At 66.5% G+C, this 23156-nt stretch carries 14 protein-coding genes and 1 pseudogene; 6 read left to right on the forward strand and 9 right to left on the reverse strand.

All coding sequences use genetic code 11. From position 1 onward, the window contains the following. Window positions 1-53: 53 nt before the first annotated feature. Window positions 54-1724, reverse strand: coding sequence for a hypothetical protein (locus tag ACQY4K_RS14790; RefSeq protein ID WP_428390959.1), 1671 nt, complete (start codon window positions 1722-1724; stop codon window positions 54-56). A 131-nt stretch (window positions 1725-1855) separates the two neighbouring features. On the opposite strand from ACQY4K_RS14790, the gene ACQY4K_RS14795 reads away from it, so the two are divergent. Both ACQY4K_RS14795 and ACQY4K_RS14800 read left to right on the forward strand, forming a co-directional pair. After that, window positions 1856-4156 carry a beta strand repeat-containing protein gene (locus tag ACQY4K_RS14795; protein WP_428390960.1) on the forward strand — a complete coding sequence of 767 codons (2301 nt, stop codon included), beginning with the start codon at window positions 1856-1858 and terminating at the stop codon, window positions 4154-4156. Between the two features lie 512 nt (window positions 4157-4668). Beyond that, window positions 4669-5700, forward strand: a complete 1032-nt coding sequence (locus ACQY4K_RS14800) for a glycoside hydrolase family 16 protein (protein WP_428390961.1) — start codon at window positions 4669-4671, stop codon at window positions 5698-5700. 2 nt (window positions 5701-5702) lie between these two features. On the opposite strand, the gene ACQY4K_RS14805 is transcribed toward ACQY4K_RS14800, so the two are convergent. The 5 genes from ACQY4K_RS14805 to hrpB form a co-directional block, all read right to left on the reverse strand. Beyond that, a complete protein-coding gene (locus tag ACQY4K_RS14805) occupies window positions 5703-5993 on the reverse strand; it encodes a hypothetical protein (RefSeq protein ID WP_428390962.1) in 291 nt (96 codons plus the stop codon). Between the two features lie 86 nt (window positions 5994-6079). After that, on the reverse strand, window positions 6080-7570 hold the full coding sequence (locus ACQY4K_RS14810; RefSeq protein WP_428390963.1) for a sensor histidine kinase: 1491 nt from the start codon (window positions 7568-7570) through the stop codon (window positions 6080-6082). A gap of 13 nt (window positions 7571-7583) precedes the next feature. Then, a complete protein-coding gene (locus ACQY4K_RS14815; protein ID WP_428390964.1) occupies window positions 7584-8264 on the reverse strand; it encodes a response regulator transcription factor in 681 nt (226 codons plus the stop codon). Between the two features lie 21 nt (window positions 8265-8285). Beyond that, the gene (locus ACQY4K_RS14820) at window positions 8286-9389 is read right to left on the reverse strand and encodes a S1C family serine protease (RefSeq protein WP_428396144.1); all 1104 of its coding nucleotides are present in this window, start codon (window positions 9387-9389) and stop codon (window positions 8286-8288) included. Window positions 9390-9538: 149 nt separating this feature from the next. Beyond that, complete coding sequence (gene hrpB / locus ACQY4K_RS14825) at window positions 9539-12046, reverse strand: ATP-dependent helicase HrpB (protein WP_428390965.1); 2508 nt, start codon at window positions 12044-12046, stop codon at window positions 9539-9541. Between the two features lie 555 nt (window positions 12047-12601). Between hrpB and ACQY4K_RS14830 the strand changes: the two genes are divergently transcribed. Continuing rightward, window positions 12602-16021, forward strand: a complete 3420-nt coding sequence (locus tag ACQY4K_RS14830; protein ID WP_428390966.1) for a non-ribosomal peptide synthetase — start codon at window positions 12602-12604, stop codon at window positions 16019-16021. A gap of 149 nt (window positions 16022-16170) precedes the next feature. Here the strand turns inward: ACQY4K_RS14830 and ACQY4K_RS14835 are convergent, their stop codons facing one another. Further along, the gene (locus tag ACQY4K_RS14835; protein ID WP_428390967.1) at window positions 16171-16779 is read right to left on the reverse strand and encodes a LysE family translocator; all 609 of its coding nucleotides are present in this window, start codon (window positions 16777-16779) and stop codon (window positions 16171-16173) included. 316 nt (window positions 16780-17095) lie between these two features. Next, on the reverse strand, window positions 17096-17740 hold the full coding sequence (locus tag ACQY4K_RS14840; RefSeq protein WP_428390968.1) for a TetR/AcrR family transcriptional regulator: 645 nt from the start codon (window positions 17738-17740) through the stop codon (window positions 17096-17098). Between the two features lie 192 nt (window positions 17741-17932). On the opposite strand from ACQY4K_RS14840, the gene ACQY4K_RS14845 reads away from it, so the two are divergent. The 3 genes and pseudogenes from ACQY4K_RS14845 to ACQY4K_RS14855 all read left to right on the forward strand — a co-directional run bounded on the left by ACQY4K_RS14845 (window position 17933) and on the right by ACQY4K_RS14855 (window position 21656). Then, window positions 17933-18625 carry an alpha/beta hydrolase family protein gene (locus ACQY4K_RS14845; RefSeq protein ID WP_428390969.1) on the forward strand — a complete coding sequence of 231 codons (693 nt, stop codon included), beginning with the start codon at window positions 17933-17935 and terminating at the stop codon, window positions 18623-18625. Further along, window positions 18600-19660 (forward strand): annotated as a pseudogene (locus ACQY4K_RS14850) (IS3 family transposase); the annotation flags it as partial. The gene ACQY4K_RS14845 and the pseudogene ACQY4K_RS14850, both read left to right, overlap by 26 nt. Window positions 19661-20456: 796 nt before the next feature. After that, window positions 20457-21656, forward strand: a complete 1200-nt coding sequence (locus tag ACQY4K_RS14855) for an IS256 family transposase (protein WP_428390406.1) — start codon at window positions 20457-20459, stop codon at window positions 21654-21656. Window positions 21657-22034: 378 nt separating this feature from the next. Here the strand turns inward: ACQY4K_RS14855 and ACQY4K_RS14860 are convergent, their stop codons facing one another. Beyond that, complete coding sequence (locus tag ACQY4K_RS14860) at window positions 22035-23084, reverse strand: site-specific integrase (protein ID WP_428390970.1); 1050 nt, start codon at window positions 23082-23084, stop codon at window positions 22035-22037. Window positions 23085-23156 lie beyond the last annotated feature (72 nt).

Below are 23156 nucleotides of genomic sequence, written 5' to 3' on the forward strand. Positions count from 1 at the left end.
TGCGACACACAAAGATCAAGCGCGGTGTGCGCGCGACAGTTCCCAAGCCTGGATCATGGCGGCTGCGGGCCAGACGCCATCCGCCACGCTCCCATCCGCCACAGCAGGAAGGCCTGCTGGTCGGCGATGTCGTTGGCATGCGGCGCGCGCATCGCACCGACCAACCCAGGCCGCAACAACGCGGGGCGGAACAGGTCCGGACGGCGGATGATCGCAGCACTGATCAGGTCGTTGCCGCCTGCCGACAGATGCGCGGGATCGGTGAGGTGGCGCGCGATCAGCGACTCGGCGCAAGCGATGAAGTCGCGGGAGGGAGCGCCGCCGCGCAGGTGCGCGACCGCGAACACGCCGCCGGCATCAAGCCAGGGCAGCAGGGTCGGCATAAAGGTCGGATCGTAGGCCTCGGCGCCATCGAGCAGCAGCGGCCGCCGGCCGTCAAAGGGGGTATCACGCCGGCTGACGATGGAGAGCGCAATCAGGGTGCCGTCGTCGGCTCGCGCCGTCGTCTCGATCGCCTGATAGGGGCGCAATCCACGCGCGAACGGCGGCACCAGACCGAGATCAGCGACGCTATGGGTGCGGGGATCGTAGTGCAGCCAGACCAGCGGCTGCACCCAGGATTGCAGACCGATATCGGCGCCCGCTTGACGCGGATCGGTGACCAGGCCGCCGGCATCCGAACCAGGAGGTGCAATCGTGCCGCTGAAGGGCAGGGTGACGATCTGCGGCCGCGGCGCGCCGCTGGCCAGCCGCAGCAGGCTCATCGCGGCACCGTCGCGGCGGGCAAAATACAACGCGTCGCGGGCCAGCCCCAGCCCGGTGAGCGTGCCGCTGCCTGGCGCTACGACCGTCCGCCCGTGGGCAAAGGCGTTCGTGTCGTTCAGAGCGGCCTCGACGATGCTGCCCTGCGGCGAAACCCGCCGCGTCAGCATGTCGATGCGCGCGCCACGCACCGCGATTGCCACCACGCCATCGGCCTGTACCGCGACCAGCGACCAGGGGATCGCCCCAGGCGTTGCTTTAGTCGTCGCCAGCGACGCAAACGGCGCCGCATGGAATGCCGACCGCCCGGTCAGCGCGTCACTGACCCAGGCCACCAGGAAATCCGACCCCGGCGTCGCCGCCACCGCCACCATTGCCGGCCGCCCTTCGAAGGCAAACGGCAGATGCGCGGAATCGAGGAGCACGCGGTCGCGGCGGGGATCCGCGCCGAGCACGTGCCGCGCGCTGCGCCAATGCGCCGGGCTGGACGCCCCAGCCTTGGACGCAAGCGTGTAGAAGAAGCTCCTGCCGTCCGGCGCCCAGGAGAGAGCCGCAAAGCGCGCGCCTTCGATCCGATCGGGCCGAGCGGCGCCGGTCGCGGTCTCGATCACCCGCAGGACGCCGCCCGCGGGGCCGGCGATGGAGACCACGACCAGGCTTGCGTCTGGCGACGCGGCAAAACCGTCGATCCCGGCTTGATCGATGAGCATTGTCTCGCGGCCGGCCGTGTCGCGCATGACCAGCCGCGCACTCGGCGCCCCGGCGGCGCGCTTGAGATAGAACAGGCTGCCGTCCATTCGGGTGACCATGCTGATCCGGGTGGTCATGCTGTCTGTTGTGGCGATCGCCGCGCGCAGGGCGTCGCGGAGGACCAGCTCATGCGGATCGCTGACCGGTGCGGCGGCACCGAGCACGAGCAGCAGGCCGATCAAGGCGACACCAGGCGCACGTAAACTGGTCATCGGCCTTGGCTCGGACAATTTGGCTTTATAATGCTGAACCGTAATGGTTTTGGTCAAGCAGCACCCGAGAAAACCATTCGTTAACCTTTGCACCCTACGGTCCGACGACACCCCCGGGCGAAAGCGGCACGATGACGGCGCATATCCTGTTCGGTGCCACCAACCCGGCGACCACCACGCTTGACCTCTGGGCCAGCGTGTCGGGGGGTGAGCCGGGCAGCGCTGGCGGCGCGATCGATCTCGGTGTCGCCATCGAGCAGGATTTCGACCCGGTCCGGATCGGCGCCATCACCCTGTTCATCGGTGCGGCAACAGGGACAATGCCGGGACTCTGGACCACCGACGGCACTCAGGCGGGTACCCGCAGCTTTGGCCTCACCGACGCCTCCGGTGCCGCACTCACCGTCAATGCGATGGTGGCCTTCGGCGGCGGCGCGGTGATTGCGGCGGAAAACCCCACCACCCACGTGAACTCGTTATGGTTCAGCAACGGCATTGCGGCCGGCACCAGGCTGCTCGCTAGCGGCCTGAGCGCGAGCGGCTTTTGCGTGGTCGGCGGCACGCTCTATTTCAGCGCCGCACCCGATCCGTTCCGCGTCACCGACCAGATGCTGTATCGCACCGATGGCACCGCGTCCGGCACCGTGCAGGTCTCGCCGGCGGGCGCGGTCGTGGTTGCGGACGCGTTCGCCAGCTTAGGCAATGGCGAGACTCTCTTTCAGAACGACCGCAACGCCAGCGGCGCGCAGGCCAGTTCGCTGTGGGTCACGGATGGCACCGCAAGCGGCACCAGGCCGCTGGCGCCGGCCAATCTCGGCTCGGACGGCGGTGCCGATTCCTTTGCCACCCTGGACGGGCTCGCGGTGTTCGGCTTCGCCGTCGGCGCCCATGGTGGCTCGGCGTTGTGGGTGTCGGACGGCACCAGTGCGGGTACCCGCCAGATCGTCGTGAATAATGGGGCCACGGTGCTGAGCGCGGTCAGCGATCTGATCGCCCTGGGCAACGATCTGCTGTTCGCCGCCAGCGACGGCCAGGGCCGCGCCGGTCTGTGGGTCACCGATGCCACCGGCGCCGGCACCCGCGAACTCGGCGCCTTCAACGGCATCAGCGATCTGACCGCGTTCGGTGACCACGTCGCCTTCACCGCACTTGACGGGCGCGGCCGCCCGTCGCTGTGGGTCACTGACGGCACCACCGCCGGCACCATCGAGATCACGCCTGCCAATGCCGCCAGTAGCGGGCTCGACCCGCAGGGCCTGTTCGCCTATTTCGACCAGCTCGGCTTCACCGGCACTGACGCTCAGGGCCGCCATGCGGTCTGGCTGAGCAACGGCACCGGTGCCGGCACCAACGAGATCGCACTCCCCGCCGCCGCCACGGTGCAGACCGAAACCACCGCGATCGCCGGCAGCGGCAACCTGGTCATCCTCGCCGAGCCGGTGCAGAGCTACGCCGCCATCGACGGCGACACCGTGCGCGCCGGCGCCGGCCATGACACGGTCACCATGGCCAGCGGCACGGTCCAGATCAGCGGCGGCGCCGGCAGCCTGAGCTTCGTCGGGGGTGCGGGCACCTGCACGCTCACCGGGGGTGCGGGCTCGGAGACGGTCGTCGGTGGCAGCGGCGGCGGCGTCTATGACGGCGGCAGCGCCGGGCGCAACGTGCTGGTCGCGTCCGGCGGCAACACGACGCTGACCGGCGGCGGCAATAATGATGCGCTGTTCGGCTCGGCCACCGGGCAGACCGTGCTGATCGCGGCGCGCGGCGGCGAGAGCCTGATCGGCGGCGGCGGCAGCACCACCCTATGGGGCGGTGGTGGTGGTGCTGCGGTGATGTTCACCGGCAATGGTGCCACCACGGTCGACGGCGGCCTCTCCGGCGGCGACACCATCGTCGGCGGCGCGGGCACGCTGCTGGTCCAGGCGCAGGCCGGGGCACAGCGCGGCGAGGCGGTGTTCAGCGGCAGCGGTGCTGCCATCGTGGATGCAAGCACGCGAGGGGCAGACTCCCTGATCGGCGGCACCGGCTCGCTCGTCGTGCATGGCCATGGCGCGAACATGATCGTGGTCGGCGGCCGCGGCCCTTCGGCGATTGGCACCGGCACCGGCTATGGCCTGCTGTTCCAGGGGATCGGCAACATGCTGGTCGCCTCCGGCGGCGGCCCGCTGGCCGTCGTCGCCGGCGGCGGCTCGGCCACCATCGGCGCGAGCACGGGCGGGATTACGCTGGATATCGTCAATCGCGCCGCCGGCGGCCTCGATGTGATCGGCGGCTTTGTGCCGGCGCGCGACCACATAGACCTGTTCGGTTTCAAGGCCGCCGACATGCACAGCCATGTCAGCGGCGGCAGCGTCACGCTCAGCATGTCCGATGGCAGCCGGGTCACGCTGCTCGGTATCAGCGATCCAGGGTCCGCGGTTGTCTTCGTCTGATCCGATCGGCATTCCGATAGAGCTTTACTATGAAACAAAAATGCCATCGATTTGCGCAAGATGCAGCCAGGATGGGATAATATGCCTACGAAAGAAGCTGTCCAAACGTCGGCTTTGTAAGAACAAGGGTTGCGCATCCGTTTCGGCCATGATTTAGTCGATGAGTCATCATAACGGTTCCCAATCGCTGGGCGCCGGTAAGATAACGGTTCGAGGATTGTTGTGGGCCCGCTTGGCGGGTGGGAGAACGAACGTTTGCCGGCAGACACCATGATAGCAGGTCGCTTTTCAAGCCCGCCACTGTGCCGTGCCCGACCTTGGATCTCCAAGGGCAGCACAGCCTGCTAGCACGACGTCCGCTTATCGGTGCTGCGGCGCCGCGCCGAGGCGAAAACGTTCCGTACTCATAACACCCATCCCCTCACCGATCGCACGCAAACGCTCTGATCGCGCCCGCCCATCGCGGCTGCGGACGCGGACGTTTGCGTCATGTCGCGCAATGGAATCCTCGAATGCCCACGCTCAATGGCGTCACCTACAATACTGTCTGGAACGATAATTTCGGTTCCGATCAAAGCCTCAACCATGGGATCTGGTCGATCTCCTGGGGCAGGAGCGACGATTTCAAATTCGCCAACGGCTCCCTGACCCTGACGTCGCAGGCGTCCGAAGGCTGGTCGAGCACCGGCTTCATGCGGCCCGACTTCAACTCGGGTGCGGGAGACGGCTACGGTCTGTACAGTGCCACCGCCAGCCTCGACAAAGGCCAGGCGGGCGGAATCTGCATCGATTTGTGGCCCGCGAACAACCAGTGGCCGGGTGCCGAATTCGATCTGCTGGAGAGCAACGACTCCTCGCGCAACAGCGGTTACGCCACCGTGCATTGGAAAGGCTCGAATGGCGCCAATGATTACAGCTCGACCACGATCAAGGTGGATCTGACGCAGAAGAACACCTTCTCCGTCGACTGGGAGCGGGGCAGCGAAACCTATTACGTCAACGGACACGAAGTCTTCCGCAATACTAGCCAGGTGCCGCTCGATCACGCCGATGGCGGCGTCAACGAAAGCTTCGGCGCCCAGGTGACGTCGGCGAAATACGGCGCGGTCAGCAGCGCGGTCAACTTGCACCTGTATGACATGAGCTACGCCAAGGCCAGCAACGCGGCGTCTGTCGCGCCAATACAGGCCGCGGCGAAACCGGCGATGCGGTTCCTCCAGGGCAGTGGTGCTACGGTCACCCTGGGCGCGGGCGCGCAGGCGACGGAGTTGGGGCATGCCAACACGCTCCTGCTTCCCGCCGCCGGGCAGGTCACGTTATCTGGCAACATCCTCTCCGACACACTCGATCTGCGCGCGGCAATGACCGCAAGCGGCTGGAACCATCAGATGGCCGATATCGGCAAGTTCCTCTCGTCGAGCACGACGGCCGCTGGGTCTTCGCTGTCGGTGCACACGGCGTCCGGCGGCTCGGTGTTGACGCTCGCCCTTGAAGGCCAGCACGCCTCGCTCCCGATCTTCGAGGCGCACGCCTTGCTCAAATAGGCCTAACGTTCGGGCTCGCTTTGTTGCGATGCGCGGTTCAGCACCAGCAAAGCGCGTCGCAACTGGGCGATGCCGCCGCGCACCTTGCCCTGATCGCACATGCCCTCGCCCTGCGTCTTGAGGTCGCGGACCTCGCGCGGCAACGGGGCGCGGGCGTCGAGCGCCGACGACAGGGTCCGGCAATAGGCGCCGGTGTCGCTGGTGACCACCAGCGCGTGCCCCGCCATCTCGTTCGAGGGCGGCGGGGCAGCCGCCAACGCCAGGGCCGTGCAGGCAATCGTTGCCGTCGTCAAGACGGCCGCGATTGCGCGTGCGCCCCACGATCTGCCAGGCCGAAGCGTGCGAGCCTGGAGCTTGCGAGGCTGGAGAGGCGCTGAATTCATCGATCCGAGGATACCGTGTCCGCCCTGGCGTCATCATGATTGAAAGATGAAGCCGTCTCCATGCGCGGCACCTCGACCGCCGGCCTGGCGCGCCGGTCCAGCGGCGGCTCCAACCCGAGCGATAGGGTGGCGCGCAGTCCTGGCTGCGCGTCCTCAAGCGTCAGGCTGCCGTTATGCAGGTGTGCCACCGCCTGCACGAGCGACAGCCCGAGACCCGAGCCTGGCGTATTGCGCGCTGACTCCGCGCGAAAGAACCGCTCGGAGGCGCGCATCCGGTCTGCCTGCTCCATGCCGATGCCGCGGTCGGCAACCTCCAGCAGCACCAGACGGTCGCGGGTGAAGGCACGCAGCATCACCACGCCCCCCGCTTCGGAGAACTTGATGGCATTATCGAGCAGGTTCGCCACCGCCTGCTGGATCAGCGACAGGTCGCCCCAGAGCCGCAGCGGCGGCGCGAGTGCCAACTCGAGCCGCAGCCCATGGTCCTCGGCGAGGGCGGCGTAGAGCTCCGTGAGGTCGGCGAGCAATGGGGCCAGATCGATCTCGGCAAAGGCGGACCGGCGCGAGCCGGCCTCGATTTCGGAGATCCGCAGCAGCGCCTCGAACACCGCGGTAATCCCGTCGAGGTCGCTCACCGCGCGCTCCACCGCGGCGCGCAGCTCCTCGGTGCCGGTGGCGTGCAGGGCTGCGTCCTCCAGCCGGGCGCGCGCGCGGGTAATCGGCGTGCGCAGATCGTGGGCGATGGCGTTGCTCACCTGCTTCACCCCGTCCATCAGCCGGGCGATGCGTTCGAGCATGGCGTTGATGGTCTGAGACACCCGGTCGAACTCGTCGCCGCTGTTCGAGCGCGGCACCCGGCGGGACAGGTCGCCGGCGGCGATGGCACTCGCGGTGCGGGCGATGTCGCGCACCATGCGCCTGAACAGCCCGCGCAGCACCAGGCCGCCGCTGGCGCCGAGGAACACCACCATCACCAGCGCCCACAGCATGGTGTCGGTCATCAGGTGCGTCAGCACGATGCGCGCGCGCACGTCGCGTCCGACCAGCAGCCTGAAGCCGCCGGGGAGCGAGAAGGCATGCACCTCGGCGATGCCGCGGGTGCCGGCGCGGGCAATCGGCAACTGGTACCAGGCGTCTGCGCGGGTCACGTCACGCGGCCAGGAGCGCAGGTTACCGGCGACCCGTGCTCCCTGCGGGTCGATCATCATGTAGATGGCGTCGTCGTCGACATTCTGTTCCAGCCGGTCCTGGATGGTGAGCGCCAGCGCCGGCAGGCCGCCTTCCTGCCAGCGTTCCGAGAGCGCCTGCGCGTCGACGCGGATCGCCGTCTCGACCTGTCGCTGCAACAGCCCGATCGTCGCCCACCAGATGAACGACAGGAAGATCGCCGCACTCAGCGCGAACAACGCCGCATGCACCACCGCGAGGCGCAGGCTGGCCGAGCGCAGCCGACGACGCAGCGCGGCCACGCCGCGGCCCATCACCATTATTCGGCCCCCTCTACTCAGAGCGCAGCATGTAGCCGGCGTTGCGCACGGTGTGGATCAGCGCTGTCGGGAACGGCTTGTCGATCTTGTGGCGCAGGCGTGAGACATGCACGTCGATCACGTTGGTCTGCGGATCGAAATGATAATCCCAGACACCTTCGAGCAGCATGGTGCGGGTGACCACCTGGCCCGCGTGCCGCATCAGATATTCCAGCAGACGGAACTCGCGCGGCTGCAGGTCGATCTTCTGTCCCGCCCGCTTCACCCCGCGCGACAGCAGGTCCATCTCCAGGTCGCAGACCACGAGCCTGGTCTGCGGACCGCCTTCGCCGCGGCCACGCCGGCTCAGCGCCTCGACCCGGGCCAGCAGCTCGGCAAAAGCGAACGGCTTGGTCAGGTAGTCGTCGCCGCCAGCCTTCAGCCCGGCGACACGCTCGTCGACCTGGGCGAGGGCCGAGAGCAGCAGCACCGGCGTTGCGTTGTTCTGGCCGCGCAGGGTTTCGAGCAGCCGCAACCCGTCGATGCCGCCCGGCAGCATGCGATCGAGAATGACGCAGTCGAAGCTTTCGCTGACCGCGAGGAACAGCCCGTCCTTGCCGTTATCGGCCTGCTCGACCACGTGGCCGGCTTCCTTCAGCCCCTTGGCGACGAAGCCTCGAACCGTCGGGTCGTCCTCGACCAGCAGGATGCGCACGATCTGTCCCCTCCCTCAGCGTTACCCGTCCCCTTCGGGACGGTGACCGACGGTGACCGGAATGGCGATAGGCTTGCCGTGCCGCAACACCGACAGACGCACCGAGCTGCCAGGGGTGGCGGCCGCGACCGAGCGGATCAGGCCACGCGCGTTATCGACCTTCTCGCCGTCGATGGCCTCGACCTCGTCGCCCGGCTTCAGTCCCGCGTGCATGCCGGGTCCGGCATGATCGACCGCGACGATGTCGGCGCCGCTGCCGGCATCGGTGGGATCCTCCAGCGTGACCCCCAGCCAGCCACGCTCGATATGGCCCTTGGCGCGCAGCTCCGCCACGATCGGGGCGACGATCTCGGAGGGAATGCCGAAGCCGATGCCGACCGAGCCGCCGGTCGGCGAGACGATGGCGGTGTTCAGCGCCACCACCTGGCCGCTCATGTTGAATGACGGACCCCCCGAATTGCCGGGATTGATCGGCGCGTCGAGCTGCAGGAAGTCGTCGAATGGCCCCGCGCCGATATCGCGCGAGCGTGCCGAAACGATGCCGGCGGTCACTGACGAGCCCAACCCGAACGGGTTGCCGGCGGCGAGGATCCAGTCGCCCACCTGCAGCGTGCGGCTGTCGCCCCAGCGGGCAAAAGCAAGCGGCTTGCGCGGCTGGACCGCGATCACGGCGATGTCGGTGACCGGGTCGTCGCCGATCAGGTGCGCCGGCAGCTCGGAGCCGTCGGCGAACGAGACGGTGATCTTCTCGGCGCCGCTGACCACATGGTCGTTGGTCACGATCACCCCGGAGGGATCGATGACGAAGCCGGAGCCGGCACCCAGCATCTGCTCGCGCCGCCGCCGCATGCGCTCCTTGAACTGTTTCTCCAGCGGCGTGCCGCGCAGCGCCGAAGGGACCTTCACCCGCGTGGAGGAGTCGTCCTCGACATTCTGGATGACGGCGATGTTGACGACCGTGGGCACCACCTCGCGCACCAGCGGCGCGAAGCTGAGCGGCCCGGTGCGGACCATCGCGGGCGCAGGTGGCGCCGGCTGCACCGCGGGGACCGTCGGCAAGGTCGCCAGCATGTCGCCTGACCCGTCGGATTGCGCGTGTGCGCTCGCTCCCGCGCAGGCGAGCATCAGCGACAGCGTGACGCGCGCCGCACCCGATCTCACGCCAACGATCTCCACGGGCCTGCTCCCATTGAAACCATGTTACCGGCAAGCCGGGGTGCTGTCATCGCGCGGTAAGCGCGTCGGCTGTCATCGCGCGGTATGCGCGTCGGCTGTCATCGCGCGTCCCGCGCGTCGGGATGTTCCGGCCAGTCATGCTTCGGATAGCGCCCGCGCAGCGCCCGGCGCGTCTCCGCCCAGCCGGCGGCCCAGAATCCCGCCAGATCGCCGGTGATCGCCGCCGCTCGCCCCGCCGGCGACAGCAGCGCCAAGCGCAGCTTCAGCCTGCCGCCCGCCAGCTTCGGGGTTTCGCGCATTCCGTAGAACGCCTGCGCGCGCGCCGCCGCCTGCGGCACCGGGCCGGTATAGTCGATCGCGGCACGTCCGCCGGGCAGCGCCAGGTGGGTCGGCAGTTGGCTGTCGATCAAAGCGCGCTGACCATGATCGAGCCGACCGCGCAGCAGGGCCAGAAGATCAAGCCCAAGCAGCGAGTCCATCCGGGTCATGCCGTCCAGATGCGGCGCGAGCCAGTCCGCGACCGTGGCCCGCAATGCCGCGTCCGAGAGGTCGGGGAGGGCCGGATCAAGTCCGCACTCCCGCGCCAGTGTCACCCGGGCCTGGAACTGGCAGGCCGCATCGCTCCAGTCCAGCGCGGTGCGCAGCCGGCTCGCGGCTTCGGCGGCGAGCAGGCTCGCGGTCTCGCCGGGCTCGGCGCTCACCGTGCGGTCGCGCAGCACCAGCGCCCCGAGCCGCAGCCGGCGTCGGCTCATCACCACGCCGGAGTGGCTGTCCAGCGCGTTTTCCACACTCTCCGTTGCGCGCGCGCGCAAGCTCGCGGGCAGCGCTTCGGGATCAAGGCGGGCGGCCAGTTTGATCCGAGTTGCGGAGGCGGCCACATGCAGCTGCGCCGCCACCAGCAAGGTCGCGTCCGCCAACGGATCATGGCGGGCCAGCCGCGCACTGCCGCCGCCAGAGAGCCGGAAGGCGCCGGGTTCGCCCCGAGAACCGCCACTAGCCTGGGCAATCCGGTCGGGAAAGGCGGCAGCAAGAAGAGCCGCGGCATCGCCCCCAACCTCACCTCCAACCCGCAGCCGGCGCCGGTAGCCGGCCGCCGCCTTGCGTATGCGCGCCAGAGCGGCGCGGTCGGCATCGGGATGATCTCCACCCGCCAGCAGCGCCAGGCGCAGGCTGATCTCCGCCGGCGGATCAGCCGCCTTGCTGCCCGCGCGCGGGCGCAGCGGGTCGCGCTCCTCGATCAGGGCTGCGAGGTCGGCGGCCAACGCTGCCTCCGCCGGATCGCGCGCCGCCAGCATCATCGCCGCCAGCCGCGGATGCGCGCCGAGACCGGCCATGCGCGCACCCAGCGGGGTGATCGCGGCGGCCTCGTCGAGCGCGCCGAGGCCGGTGAGCAGCGACGTCGCCGCCGACATCGCACCCGCCGGCGGCGGGTCGGGCAGCGGCAGGTCGGCCACCGGCGTGCCCATCGTCTTTGCCCAGGCGGCGGCATCGAGGCAGAAGCCGGCGAGTTCGGCGTCGAGGATTTCCGGCCGGTCCTGCACCGCCAAGCCGCGCCCGATGGCTTCGCTCCACAGCCGAATTGCCAGGCCCGGCGCCTCGCGTCCGGCGCGTCCGGCGCGCTGCGCCGCCGCCGCCCGGCTGATCCGCAAGGTCACCAGCCGCGACAGGCCGCTCGCCGGATCCAGTCGCGGCGCCCGCCGCCAGCCGCCGTCGATGACGATCCGCACCCCCGGCACGGTCAGCGAGGTCTCGGCAATTGAGGTCGCCAGCACCACGCGTCGGCGCCGTCGGTCACCAGCATGCGGCCGCAGCACGAGGTCCTGCTCGGCGACGGCGAGTTCGCCGTGCAGCGGCAGGATGTCGGCATCGAGGCTGGCTAAAGCCGCCTGGGTGCGCCGGATTTCGCCCACCCCCGGCAGGAAGCAGAGGATGTCGCCACCCGCACCCGCCGGATCGTCGAACGCCGCGCGCACCGCCCGTGCCATGCCGTCGGGCAGCTCGCGCACCGTCGGCGGCGCGCGCGCCGTATGGCGGATCTCCACCTCGAACTGCCGTCCGGCGCTCTCGATTTGTGCCGCCCCCATCAGCCTCGCGACCGCGGCACCGTCGGCGGTCGCCGACATCGCCAGCAGCCGCAGCTCCGGCCGCAGCGTGCGTTGCAGATCGAGGCAGAAGGCGAGCGCCAAGTCGGAATCCAGACTGCGTTCGTGCACCTCGTCAAAGATCACGCAGCCGATCCCGTCCAGGGTCGGATCGCCGAGCAGGCGGCGCACCAGCAGCCCCTCGGTGACCACCTCGATGCGGGTGGCGTCGGAGACCGCGTGGTCGAGCCGGGTGCGAAACCCGATCAAATCGCCCGCCGTCTCGCCGATCATCGCGGCCATGCGCTGTGCCGCCGCGCGCGCCGCCAGCCTGCGTGGCTCGAGCATGACGATTTGCTGTCCGGCGAGCCAGTCGCAGCCCAGAAGTGCCAGCGGCGCCAGCGTCGTCTTGCCGGCGCCGGGTGGGGCGATCAGCACCGCGTTCGCGCCCGCCGACAATGCCCCGATCAGACGTGGCAGCGCCTCGGCTACCGGCAAGTGCTGATCTGCGGGACCATCGTGCATGCCAGCGGGTCTACGGCGATTGCCGCCGTGATGCCATGGGCCGGGCATGATCCGGAGGCTCCTCGCCGCGACCGCACACGGTCGTGAAAGGGAGCTTGCCGTCGATCGGTAAATCCCCGAGCTCAGGGATGCATCGGCCCATGCGGACCGCAACCCCGGGGCGCGGCATCTGCGCGACGGGCTCCATTTTACCGTTGACCTGACGGATGTTGATTGGACGGTCCCTGAGCCGTTTTCCGCGTTGATCCGATAACGAGACGCCGGCCATTCTCGCCAGATTTGTTTATGGTATTTTAACGCACGGTGAGTGTTACATGGATAGACTCATTGGCAAACGAGCTATAAAGTAGATGAAATAAGTATAACGGCGTCCTGATCAGTAAGGTCATCGAAGTTCATACCGATTTCCGCAAGCGGGTTTCTCCCGCTCCACCTATAATTTGCGAGTTTCAGGCCCGGCGGGGAGCACCCGTTGCCGGATAACGTCTCGTCATGCAATCCATCAGTGGCAGTAAACGTCCGCGTGCCGCCAAGGCATCACCAAAGAGAATGTCAATGTCAGAAGTCAGGTTTCGGGACCGGGAGACTACGGGCGTCGGAGAGGCGTTCGGACTTCTCCCTGATCGGGCCTTAATAACGTCTGCTCACCAAGCGTTCGAGGTGTTTCGGCTTTCGCAGGCGTCAGCGAGCGCGTTGAAGTCGCTGGCCCGCGGCATGACTGCCTCGACCGAAATTGTGGTGCTTGCAGCGCTGAAGACGCTGCTGCATCGCTATGCCAGCGAGGACAATACTGCCACCTTATGCTTTGCCGATTACAGAAAGATTGAGCCCTTTGGCCAAGCTTCGCCTCGCGGCATCATCGTATCCATGCAGTCATCGAGCGGCATGTCGTTTCGAAGTCATTTGGCTCGCATACGCGACATCGTACACGCAGCACGTGATGCGCAAGCAGATGCGGTGCCGCTTTACAGTGAGGAGCTCCGTGCCGAAGGCGGCATTGATCATGACGGTTTTCAGGCTCTGATCTCCGTGTCGCTTCCGACCGGATCGTCCTGCGGAGGCGACAATCCGCGCTGCCCGGACATGACGGCGCCTCCTGGCCGCGTGGATCTCCATCTGGCTTTGGATGATCAATCGGAGGGTCTGCTCGGCCGGCTTGTCTACGATGACGCGCTGTTCGATGCGGCCAGTATTCGACGCATGGCCGGGCACCTGGTCACCCTGCTGGAGGGGGTTGCGGTCGATCCGGATTGTCCGCTGGACACTCTACCCTTGCTGACGCGCGACGAAGCGCTGCGGATCACGCTCGAATGGAACAGCACATGCCGGGCGGTTCCCGACCTGCCTTTGCACCGAAGGTTCGAGTCGCAGGTGTATCTGACGCCCGATGCGCCGGCGCTGCAATTCAACGATGCCACCCTCAGTTATGATGATCTCGACCGACGCGCCGACCAGCTTGCCCGGCGCCTGGCCGCGGCCGGTGCCGGGAGCGGCACGCTGGTCGCGGTGTGCCTGGAACGATCCCCCGATCTGGTGGCCGGTCTGCTGGCGGTTCTCAAGACGGGTGCGGCCTACCTGCCTCTCGATCCGGGCTTTCCCGCGGCGCGGCTGGCGATGATCACCGAGGACGCGCAGCCGCTGGTGTGTCTGACGCAACGATCGCTGCTGCCGATGCTTCCCGAAACCGCCGCGCGATTGGTGTTGTGCGACGATGACGCATCAGGGCAGTCAGCCGGCATCATTCCGGGCATCATTCCGGGCATCATTCCGGGCATCCTCGGCAATCTGGAGACGGCGGCCTACGTTCTCTACACGTCCGGATCGACCGGGCGGCCGAAAGGCGTCGAGGTGCCGCATCGCGCCGTTGTCAACCTGTTGTCTTCCATGCAGGCAGATCCAGGCTTCGGGGCGGACGACGCGCTGCTGGCGGTGACGACCATCGCGTTCGACATCGCCACTTTGGAGTTGTTTCTTCCCTTGGTCAGCGGCGGCCGGGTCATCCTGGCCAGCCGTGAGGCAGCCGGCGATCCGCTGCAACTGCTCGATCTGATGAACCGATCGCGCTGCACCATCATGCAGGCAACCCCCGCCACCTGGCGAGGTCTGATCGCGGCCGGATGGCAGGGCGATCCTGAATTGCGGATCCTGTGTGGTGGCGAGAGCATGTCCCGCGACCTCGCGCAAAAGCTGCGGGCTCGATGCGGCGCCTTGTGGAACATGTACGGACCCACCGAGACGACGGTCTGGTCGACGATCCAGAGGGTCGAGCCCGACGATCATGGCTGTGTTGCGATCGGCCGTCCGATCGGCAACACCACCACCTATATACTGGATCAGTTCGGCGGCGTTGTTCCGGCGGGTGTGCCGGGCGAGTTGCATATCGGCGGCAGCGGTGTGGCCAACGGCTATTGGCGGAACCCCGCGCTCACACGCGAACGCTTTATCGTAAACCCGCATGCGCCGTCGGCGCGTCTCTATCGTACTGGCGATATCGCCCGTTATCGTCCGGACGGCGTCATCGAATGGCTGGGGCGCGCGGATGGGCAAGTCAAAATACGCGGCTTTCGGATCGAGACGCAGGAGATCGAGGCGGCTCTTGAACAGCACACGGACGTTGCTGGCGCCGCGGTGCGCACGTGGCCGGACGAGTCCGGGCAGCCCAGCCTTGCCGCCTATGTGGTGGTGGCGGCCGGTGACGCTCTGGACGTCGCCGCCTTGCGCCTGTTTCTGCGGCGGACCCTGCCGGAATACATGATCCCGACACGATACGTCTTCCTGGCCGCGTTGCCATTGACACCGAACGGCAAGATCGACCGCAAGGCGCTGCCGGAGCCGCCAGCCTTGGAGCGCTCAGGAACCATCGCGGCGGCTGGCGACCGCGCGCGCAGGCTTGCGGCAATCTGGGAGCGTTTGCTGAAGGTCCAGAACCTGTCCGAGCATGACGAGTTCTTCGAGCTGGGCGGAGATTCAATCCTTGCCGTGTCGCTGCTGCTGAGCATCGAGGCGGAGTTCGGCCGCAGGCTGACGATGGCGGCATTGTTCGAGGCGCCGACCATCGCACGCATGGCGGCACTTCTGGACGAGTCCCACAACGCGGCACTGCCGCTCGTCGCCGAAATCCAGCCGAGCGGGTCTCGGCCCAGCCTGTTCTGGATCGATGGCGGTCCGATGTTTCTGCCGCTCGCCAACGCACTCGGGACCGAACGGCCGTTCCTTGGCGTGACGCTGCATCCGCCTGAGTTGCGGGAAGTCGGTTTCCAGCCCGACCTGCAGACGATCGCGCGGCATCTGGTGAGAACAATCACCACTATTCAGTCCGAAGGCCCGTACGTGATCGGCGGTTATTGCGCGGGAGGCGTGCTGGCCTATGAGGTGGCATCGCAGCTGATGGAATCCGGCCAAATCGTCGACTTGCTATGCATGATCGACTCGCAGAACCCCACCCACTTCAGACGGGTCGACAGCCTGGCTGCCGAATTCGCCAAGCTCCGGCACCATCTCGCCGGAACGTTGCGAGCCAGCAAGACAGGCCGGCTGAACTATGTGGCCCTGCACCTCAAATCGGCCTACCGGCGGATTCTATCGCGCTCCGCCTGGCGTCCGGTCATGAAGAGCGATCCGTTCACCCTGGGAGAGATCATGCAGCCTGCCGTGGCAGCCTACAGGCCGGGCCTCTATGCCGGGCGCGTGGCACTATTCCAGGCCAAGCGTCCAAAGCCGCTGGATCTTCGTCCAGGCTGGGCTGAAACCGTCACCGGAGAACTCATCGCCCTTGATTTTTCGGGGACCCATCAAACGATGCTCGAGCAGCCGCAGGTGCAGAAACTGGCAGGACTGATGAATGGCTGTCTGGACAGGATTGAAGAAAGCCGCGGTCTCGCCGCCGTCGTGCGAAGGGATGCTGACAGGGCTCGCGGATTTGGAGACTGCTTGACCGAATTACATGAGCTTCCTCCGGCAGTAAGCGCCTCGTGACGCAACCCGCGTCCCCTCCATTCTACTTTGTAACCGGATGCTGGTGCGCGGAAGCGGACCTTCTAGAGGCCGGAAAACCGATGGTCTTCAACCGCTGAACGGAAACCGTGAAGCTTGGGCATCGGCCTTCCTGCTCCGGCTCGATCGCATTACGGTGCCCGCGTGAGGCCAAGACCAGCGCCGGCTCCGATCAGCACGGCTGCCGAAGCGCGATTGCGCCACCGATGGTGTCGTCCGAGCATTGCTCTCGCCCGGCCCGCTGCCAGCGCCCAGCCGCAATCGACCAACACGGCGACCACCAGGAAAACGACGCAAAGCGTCGCCGCCTGCGCACCCGCATCGGCACGGGACGATACGAATTGCGGGAAGAATGCGCCGTAGAACAGCAGCGTCTTCGGGTTCGTCAGTGAGACCAGGAAAGCTCGTAGCCAAACCTGGCGCAGTGAGCGGGCAAGCGGAGCGGTCGTGACAAGGTCAACCACCGGCGCGCGCCACTGGCGGAGTCCGAGGGTCACCAGATAGACGGCCCCGATCCAACGCACCCAACCAAAGGTATGACCCAATGCATCAAGCAGGCTGGCAAGGCCGAGCCAAACCGCGACGAGCTGCACGGCCATCGCCGATGCTGTTCCCACAACCGTCAGCAGGCCATGGTGCGTACCAAATCCGACGCTGTTTGCAACGATCAGCGCCACGTTCGGGCCCGGTATCAGCATCAGCACAACGCTTGCCAACACAAACGGCAGGTGCAGAGACAAGTCGACCATCCAGCGCGCTCCCCAGGTCCGCCATGGATCTCCAGTCACACTGCCACCGTCCGATTAAAGACAGAAGGAGCGGTTGGAGCTGGAAAGCCGCGTTTCGGCCGCCGGCAACACACCAAGCTGTTCAGCGAAACCTGGCTTGCCGACCTGCGGGCCGCATCTGGTATGGGCGATCGGCCTGCCGGTGAGTTTACGACCGCAATGGTCTCGAAGGACGCTGTAGATGTCAGCGCTAATTGGCACGCGCTGTCAGAGATAAATGTCACGTCTCGAAAAAATCGAGGATCCAGTTTCATACGTGTTCTCGTAGTTACCCTGCCTCACCCGGCATCTTCGCACCGTGGCGCAGGCCATCGAGCAGCAGCATGACCATCCGTTCGGTGTGTGCCGCCCCATCATTCCCCGAAGCCACGGCAAGGTTCCCGATCGCGCGCAGCAGGTCATAAGGTGCAACATCGGCACGGGTCTCTCCACTACGAGCGGCAGCATCTAGCAGCACCGACAAGGCGGGCTCGAACCGGCTCCGGAAATAGTCGGGCAAGGTAGCGAATGCCGGATCGCCAGAATGAAGCGCAGCCGCCAGCCCCTGCTTGGTCCCAAGGAAGCGCGTATATCGCATCAACCAACCAGCCAGCGCGTCTGCGGGCCCGTGTTCTGCTGCAAGCGACTCCGCCACGTTGGCACACGCATCGACTTCGCGACGGAACACCGCTGCCACCAAATCGGCACGAGTAGGAAACCGGCGGTACAGGGTCCCCAGCCCGACGCCTGCTTGTGTCGCGATCTCCCGGATGGGCGCATCGACACCCGAGCGAGCGAACACAATCTTGGCGGCTTCTAAAACTGCTTCCTCGTTCCTTCGAGCATCGGCGCGCATTCGCGGCGCGGGTGTCTTGGCATCACCCACGGTCAACGACCCTACCTCGACCGTATTCCGAGATTTGGCCAACACCATTTCTCGCATTCCTCCTTGATAAGCGGATCGTTGACCCGTATTACAGCATAGCGGAACATCGATCCGCTTGCTAGTTCGGAGGTACGCCGTCTCATGTCCATTTTGCTCGTGGAGGCTGGCCCATCCGCTGTCGTCTCCATCGCTCCCATTGTCTTGCCATCACCGGGTAGGGGCACTGACCTGAGCGTTCGAGTGTCCGCACCGATCATGGGCAACGCGCTGCCCGTGATCATCTTTTCGCACGGCAACGGTCAGTCGCTTCATGCATACGGCCCCCTCGCTGATCATTGGGCGGCGCATGGCTTTGTGGTGATCCAACCGACGCATCTGGACTCGCGAACGCTCGGCCTCGCGCCCGACGATCCTCGCCGCCCGCATCTCTGGCGCTTCCGGGAGGAAGACCTAGCGGCCGTTCTCGACGGACTAGATCGCATCGAGAGCGAGGCACCGATGATCCAGGGACGGCTCGACCGCTCCCGCATCGCGGTTGCTGGTCATTCCTGGGGTGGGCAGACCGCTGGCACTTTGCTCGGTGTCACCCATCCAGATCCTGACGACGGATCGGTTGTCGACAGGCAGGATGCTCGCATCAAGGCGGGCGTGCTGCTCGCGGCACCTGGCAGCGGCAATGACCTGACCGAACATGCAGCTCGCACCTTCCCGTTCATGTACCCTGATTTTTCCACCATGACGGCACCAACCCTGATCGTCGTGGGCGACCATGACATGGGCAGGCTTTCGACACGGGGTGCCGACTGGTGGCGCGACGCCTACGATCTAAGCCCATCCCCCAATGGCCTGCTCCCGGAATTTCGGACCACGGATTATGTGACAGACTGGCCCCTCGATGGAGGGGGCAATGCGCAAGTCGAGATTTACGGATGAGCAGGTCGTGGGGATTGTCCGCGAGTCGGACCGGGAGGCGGTGTCGGATGTCGCGAAGCGGCATGGTGTCAGCGAGCAGACGATCTACACTTGGCGCAAGCGTTTTGGAGACCTGAAGTCGGAGGGTGTCCGGCGCCTTCGCCAGCTCGAGGTCGAGAACGGCCGGCTGAAGAAGCTGGTGGCCGAGCGCGATCTCGAGATCGAGGTGATGAAGGAAGTTGCGGAAAAAAACTGGTGAGCGTGCAGGCTCGACGCCGGCAGGTGGCGTATGGCCGTGAGCGGGGTCTCTCGCTGCGGCAGGCTTGCACGCTGTTCTCGGTGGCGCGGTCAGCGCTGGACTACACGAGCCGCATGGCGGTGAAGGACGAGGGGGTGGTGAAGCAGATGAAGGCGCTATCGGCGACCTATCCACGCTATGGCTATCGCCGGATCCGCGTGTTCCTGGCCCGCGAGGGCGAGGTGATGAGCGCCAGCCGCGCGCATCGTCTGTGGCGATCAGCCAGGTTGCAGGTGCCGCGCAAGGGGCCTGGCAAGCGGATTGCGTCGTCGCGACCCCGGCCGCTGGCACCTGGTTCGGCGAACGAGGTGTGGTCGTATGATTTCGTGTTCGATCGCTGCGCGAGCGGCCAGCAGCTCAAGTGTCTGACGGTGACCGACGAGTTCACCAAGGAAGCGTTGGCGATCACGGTCGACGCCCGGCTACGGTCGACGCGTGTGATCGAGGTGTTGTCGCGGCTGGTGAGCGAGCGCGGTGCACCTCGGTTTCTGAGGTCGGACAACGGCCCGGAGTTCGTCTCGAAGGCGCTGATGAAGTGGATCAGCAAGCAGAAGATCGGAACAGCGCTGATCGATCCGGGCAAGCCGTGGCAGAATGGCGTCTGCGAGAGCTTCAATGGCAAGTTCCGCGACGAATGCCTGAACATGGAGTGGTTCCGCTCGCGGGCCGAGGCTCGGGTTTTGATCGAAAGCTGGCGCCGGCACTACAACGAGGTGCGACCGCATTCGAGCCTTGGCTATCGAACTCCGGCCGCATTTGTGGCCGGTCTGGCGACGACAGCGCCCCGTGTTAGGACGGGCCGGGACGCTGCGGTATGTGGGGCCTCCGCGTCCCGGCCCGTCCTATCACCGCCCCGGCTGGGGCAAGGGCAGCAGCAGAGGGCCAGTCTTTCCACTTAACCGTGGTCCGAAGAAGTCGGGCAGGTCAAGTGCTCTCCCGGCCTTCTGGGGCGTCAGTGGGTGTGGTCAAGGTCTCGGTGGGAGGCTGGTGTGAGGTCGCACCTCGATGCATTCCCTTGGGGGAAGCGAGGGAGCTTGAGCGTAGGTGAGCTGTGGCCTGTCGCGTCTGTAACGGCAGTGTCGTTTGATCGCGGCGGGCAGTGTCGCATCGTGTGCTGAATCTGTCACCTCGAGTAGATGCTTTCAGCCCGGCGGTGTTCGGGAGTACTTCGTGTGCTGAGTTGATCACCACCTGTTGGGTGTCATCGATGACTGCTTACGTGGGCGATTGATTGTCGGACAGGAGTCTAGCCGTTCCAACCTGTGTCTTGCCTCTCAGCAGTCTTTGACCAACCTTTAGGTCTGGGTGTTCAGGTTTAGTGATGTGGATAAATACGACACAACACCCCATCCTATAGGAAAGAGTATAGGCAAACATATAGGTCTGTGTGACCGATTCTGCACGGCTTTGGGGATAGATTATGCGTGGATAACCATCGAGCCGGTGACCGATTCTGCAGGTAGTGTCCTGAAGGTTCTGCAAAATCGCGGTAGCGAGGTGGTCATGGCAAAGTGGTGATGTTCGAAGTCACCAACCCCGTGGAAGGGCGATGCCATGACCAAGTTGAATTTAGCGCCATTGGGCGCGGATATGAAGGCGCTGCTGCTGTCTGACGAGAACGGCTTTCGGGCGGTTTTGCAGGCGGCATTGCAGGAGGTGCTAGAGGCGGAGATGACCGAGGCGCTGGGAGCTGGCAAGAGCGAGCGAACGGCCGAGCGGGTGGGCCATCGGTCGGGCTACTACGACCGCAAGCTGATCACCCGTGTCGGCGTTTTGGAGCTTCGGGTTCCGCAGGACCGGGCGGGTCATTTTTCGACGGAGCTGTTCGAGCGCTATCAGCGGTCGGAGAAGGCCTTGGTCGGGGCGCTTGCGGAGATGTATGTGCAGGGTGTCTCGACGCGGAAGGTCAAGGCAATCACCGAGGAGCTATGCGGTCACAGCTTCTCGGCCTCGACGATCAGCGAGGCGACGTCGCGGCTGGACGAGAAGCTGACGGCGTTCTTTGGTCGGCGGCTGGAGGAGCCGTATCCCTACCTCATTGTGGATGCCCGCTACGAGCGGGTGCGCGAAGGCGGCGTGATTGTCAGCCAGGCGGTGCTGATTGCGATCGGCGTGGATTGGGAGGGGCGGCGCCAGGTGCTGGGCGTGGAGGTCGCCAACCGCGAGAGCCGGTCGAGTTGGCGAGACTTCATGGCTGGACTGCGGACGCGCGGCCTGCACGGGGTGGAGTATGTGGTTAGCGACGATCACGCGGGCCTCAAGGCGGCGATCCGGGAAATCTTGCCCGAGGCGGCCTGGCAGCGCTGCTACGTGCACTTTCTGCGCAACGCGTTGGATTACCTGCCGCGCAAGCATGACGACGACTGCCTGATGGAGCTGCGCTGGTTTTATGACCGGCGCGACATCGAGGAGGTCCGCCGCGACATCGCCCAGTGGGTCACCAAATGGCAGGGCAAGTATTCCAAGCTGGTGGCCTGGGTGGAGGAGAACGTCGAAGAGACGCTCACCTACTATCGGCTGCCCAGAGCCCATCACAAGCACATGAAGTCGACCAACATGTTGGAGCGGCTGAACCAGGAGCTGAAGCGCCGCACCCTGGTGGTGCGCATCTTCCCCAACACCGCCAGCTGCCTGCGCCTCTCACGCGCGCTGGCCATCGAGACGCACGAGGGTTGGCTTGAAGCGTTACGTTATCTCAACATGGAGCACCTGCGGGAGCACAAGAAAGAAACCCTGCGAGCCTTGGCTGCATGACCCAGGATGCGGGGGAGGCTTGTCCGCCTCAAGGCCGCTCCGCGCCGCTTCGCGGTGGCGCAAGAGCGCCAGCCTCGACCCGGCCAATCCTCCCCCGCTCAGAGCCGTCACGCGATCAAGGAACAATTGCGATCACCACCGTGACCGCCGCGCCCAAACCATTTTGCAGGACTTGCCAGACACAACTGGCCTGGACGGCTCAGCCACGTGCGACACGATGCGGCCGATGGCGCTAATCGGCGCTCGCCATTGCAGAGGCGCTGACGCTGCGAGCGATAGTCTGCCTCGCATTGCGGCAGACCGAGGTGGCCGGCTTCATGATCGTTCTGCCCGGTCTCGATCTTGCCGAGCCCGGACCCACGACCGTGAGCCGCCGGCTCACCCGACCGCGTCCGGCTTCTTCGCCGCGAAGACCCGCTCGGTGACGTTGTTGCGCCAGAGGTCGGCCGGCCGGAGATAGGCGAGCGCCACCTGGGTGCTCTTGTGCCGGGTCTGGCGCATCAGGTCGGGCAGGGCGGCGCCGGCGTCCCCCGCGGCGGTGGCGAGCCCCGCGCGCAGCGAGTGGCCGCTGTAGCGCTCCGGATCCAACCCGGCCCGTGCCGCCGATCCCTTGACCAGGCGTGCCACCGCCTTGTCGGACAGCACGACCCCGGTCGGCCGACCGGCCTTGGTGACGGCGCAGAACAGCGGCCACTCGCCGCGCACGCTCTCGGCCGCCCAACCGTCCAGGTCAGTGGCCTTGTTGCGATGCGCGAGCCAGGAGTCGAGGGCGGTGAGCGGGCAGAGCCGCGGCTCTGCCGGATTGGCCCAGATGGCGATGTCCTGTCCCTGGCCATGCTGGTCGGTCTTCGAGCGGCGCACCAGCAGCCGCAGGCCGCGGCCCGGCACCCGCTCGACGTCGCCGAGCCGCAGCGCCACCAGCTCGGAGCGGCGCAGCGCCGCCCCGAAACCCAGCAGTAGCATCGCCCGGTCGCGCGCCCCGAGCGCAGTCGTGGCGGGCTGGCAGGAAGCCAGCAGCTGGCGCAGTACGTCCGGCACCGCGGGGGCGGCCTGGCGGGTCGGGCGGGTGCCCGTCTTGCGGGTGATGCCCTCGACCACCATCGCCAGCCTGGGGTCGCGCAGATCGAGCGGAACACCGGCCAGCAGGTGGGCGGTGCGGATCGCGGCGAGGTCGACGCGCAGTGTGCTGACGGCGACGCCGTCATCGGCGCGCCGGGTGGCATACATCGCCAGCAGGTCGGGATCGCCGCTGAGCGGCTCGCGCCCGAGTGTGTGGCACCAGGCGGCGTAGCCGCGCCAGGCGGAGCGGTAGACCCGGCGGGTGCCGTCGCCGCGGGCCCGGGTGGCGTAGAGGGCGGCGCGCGCGGCCAGCGCCTCCAGCTCGGTGCTGCGTCCGGCGCCGCCGGGGACTAGCAGCTCGCCCAGCACGTCGGTGCGCAGCGCCAGCCGATCGTCGCCGGGTTCGCTCCGCGGCGTCGCCAGGCGGGGTAGGGGTGGCCG

Origin of the sequence: Lichenicoccus sp., assembly GCF_965276875.1 — a bacterium.
Lineage (GTDB): Bacteria > Pseudomonadota > Alphaproteobacteria > Acetobacterales > Acetobacteraceae > Lichenicoccus.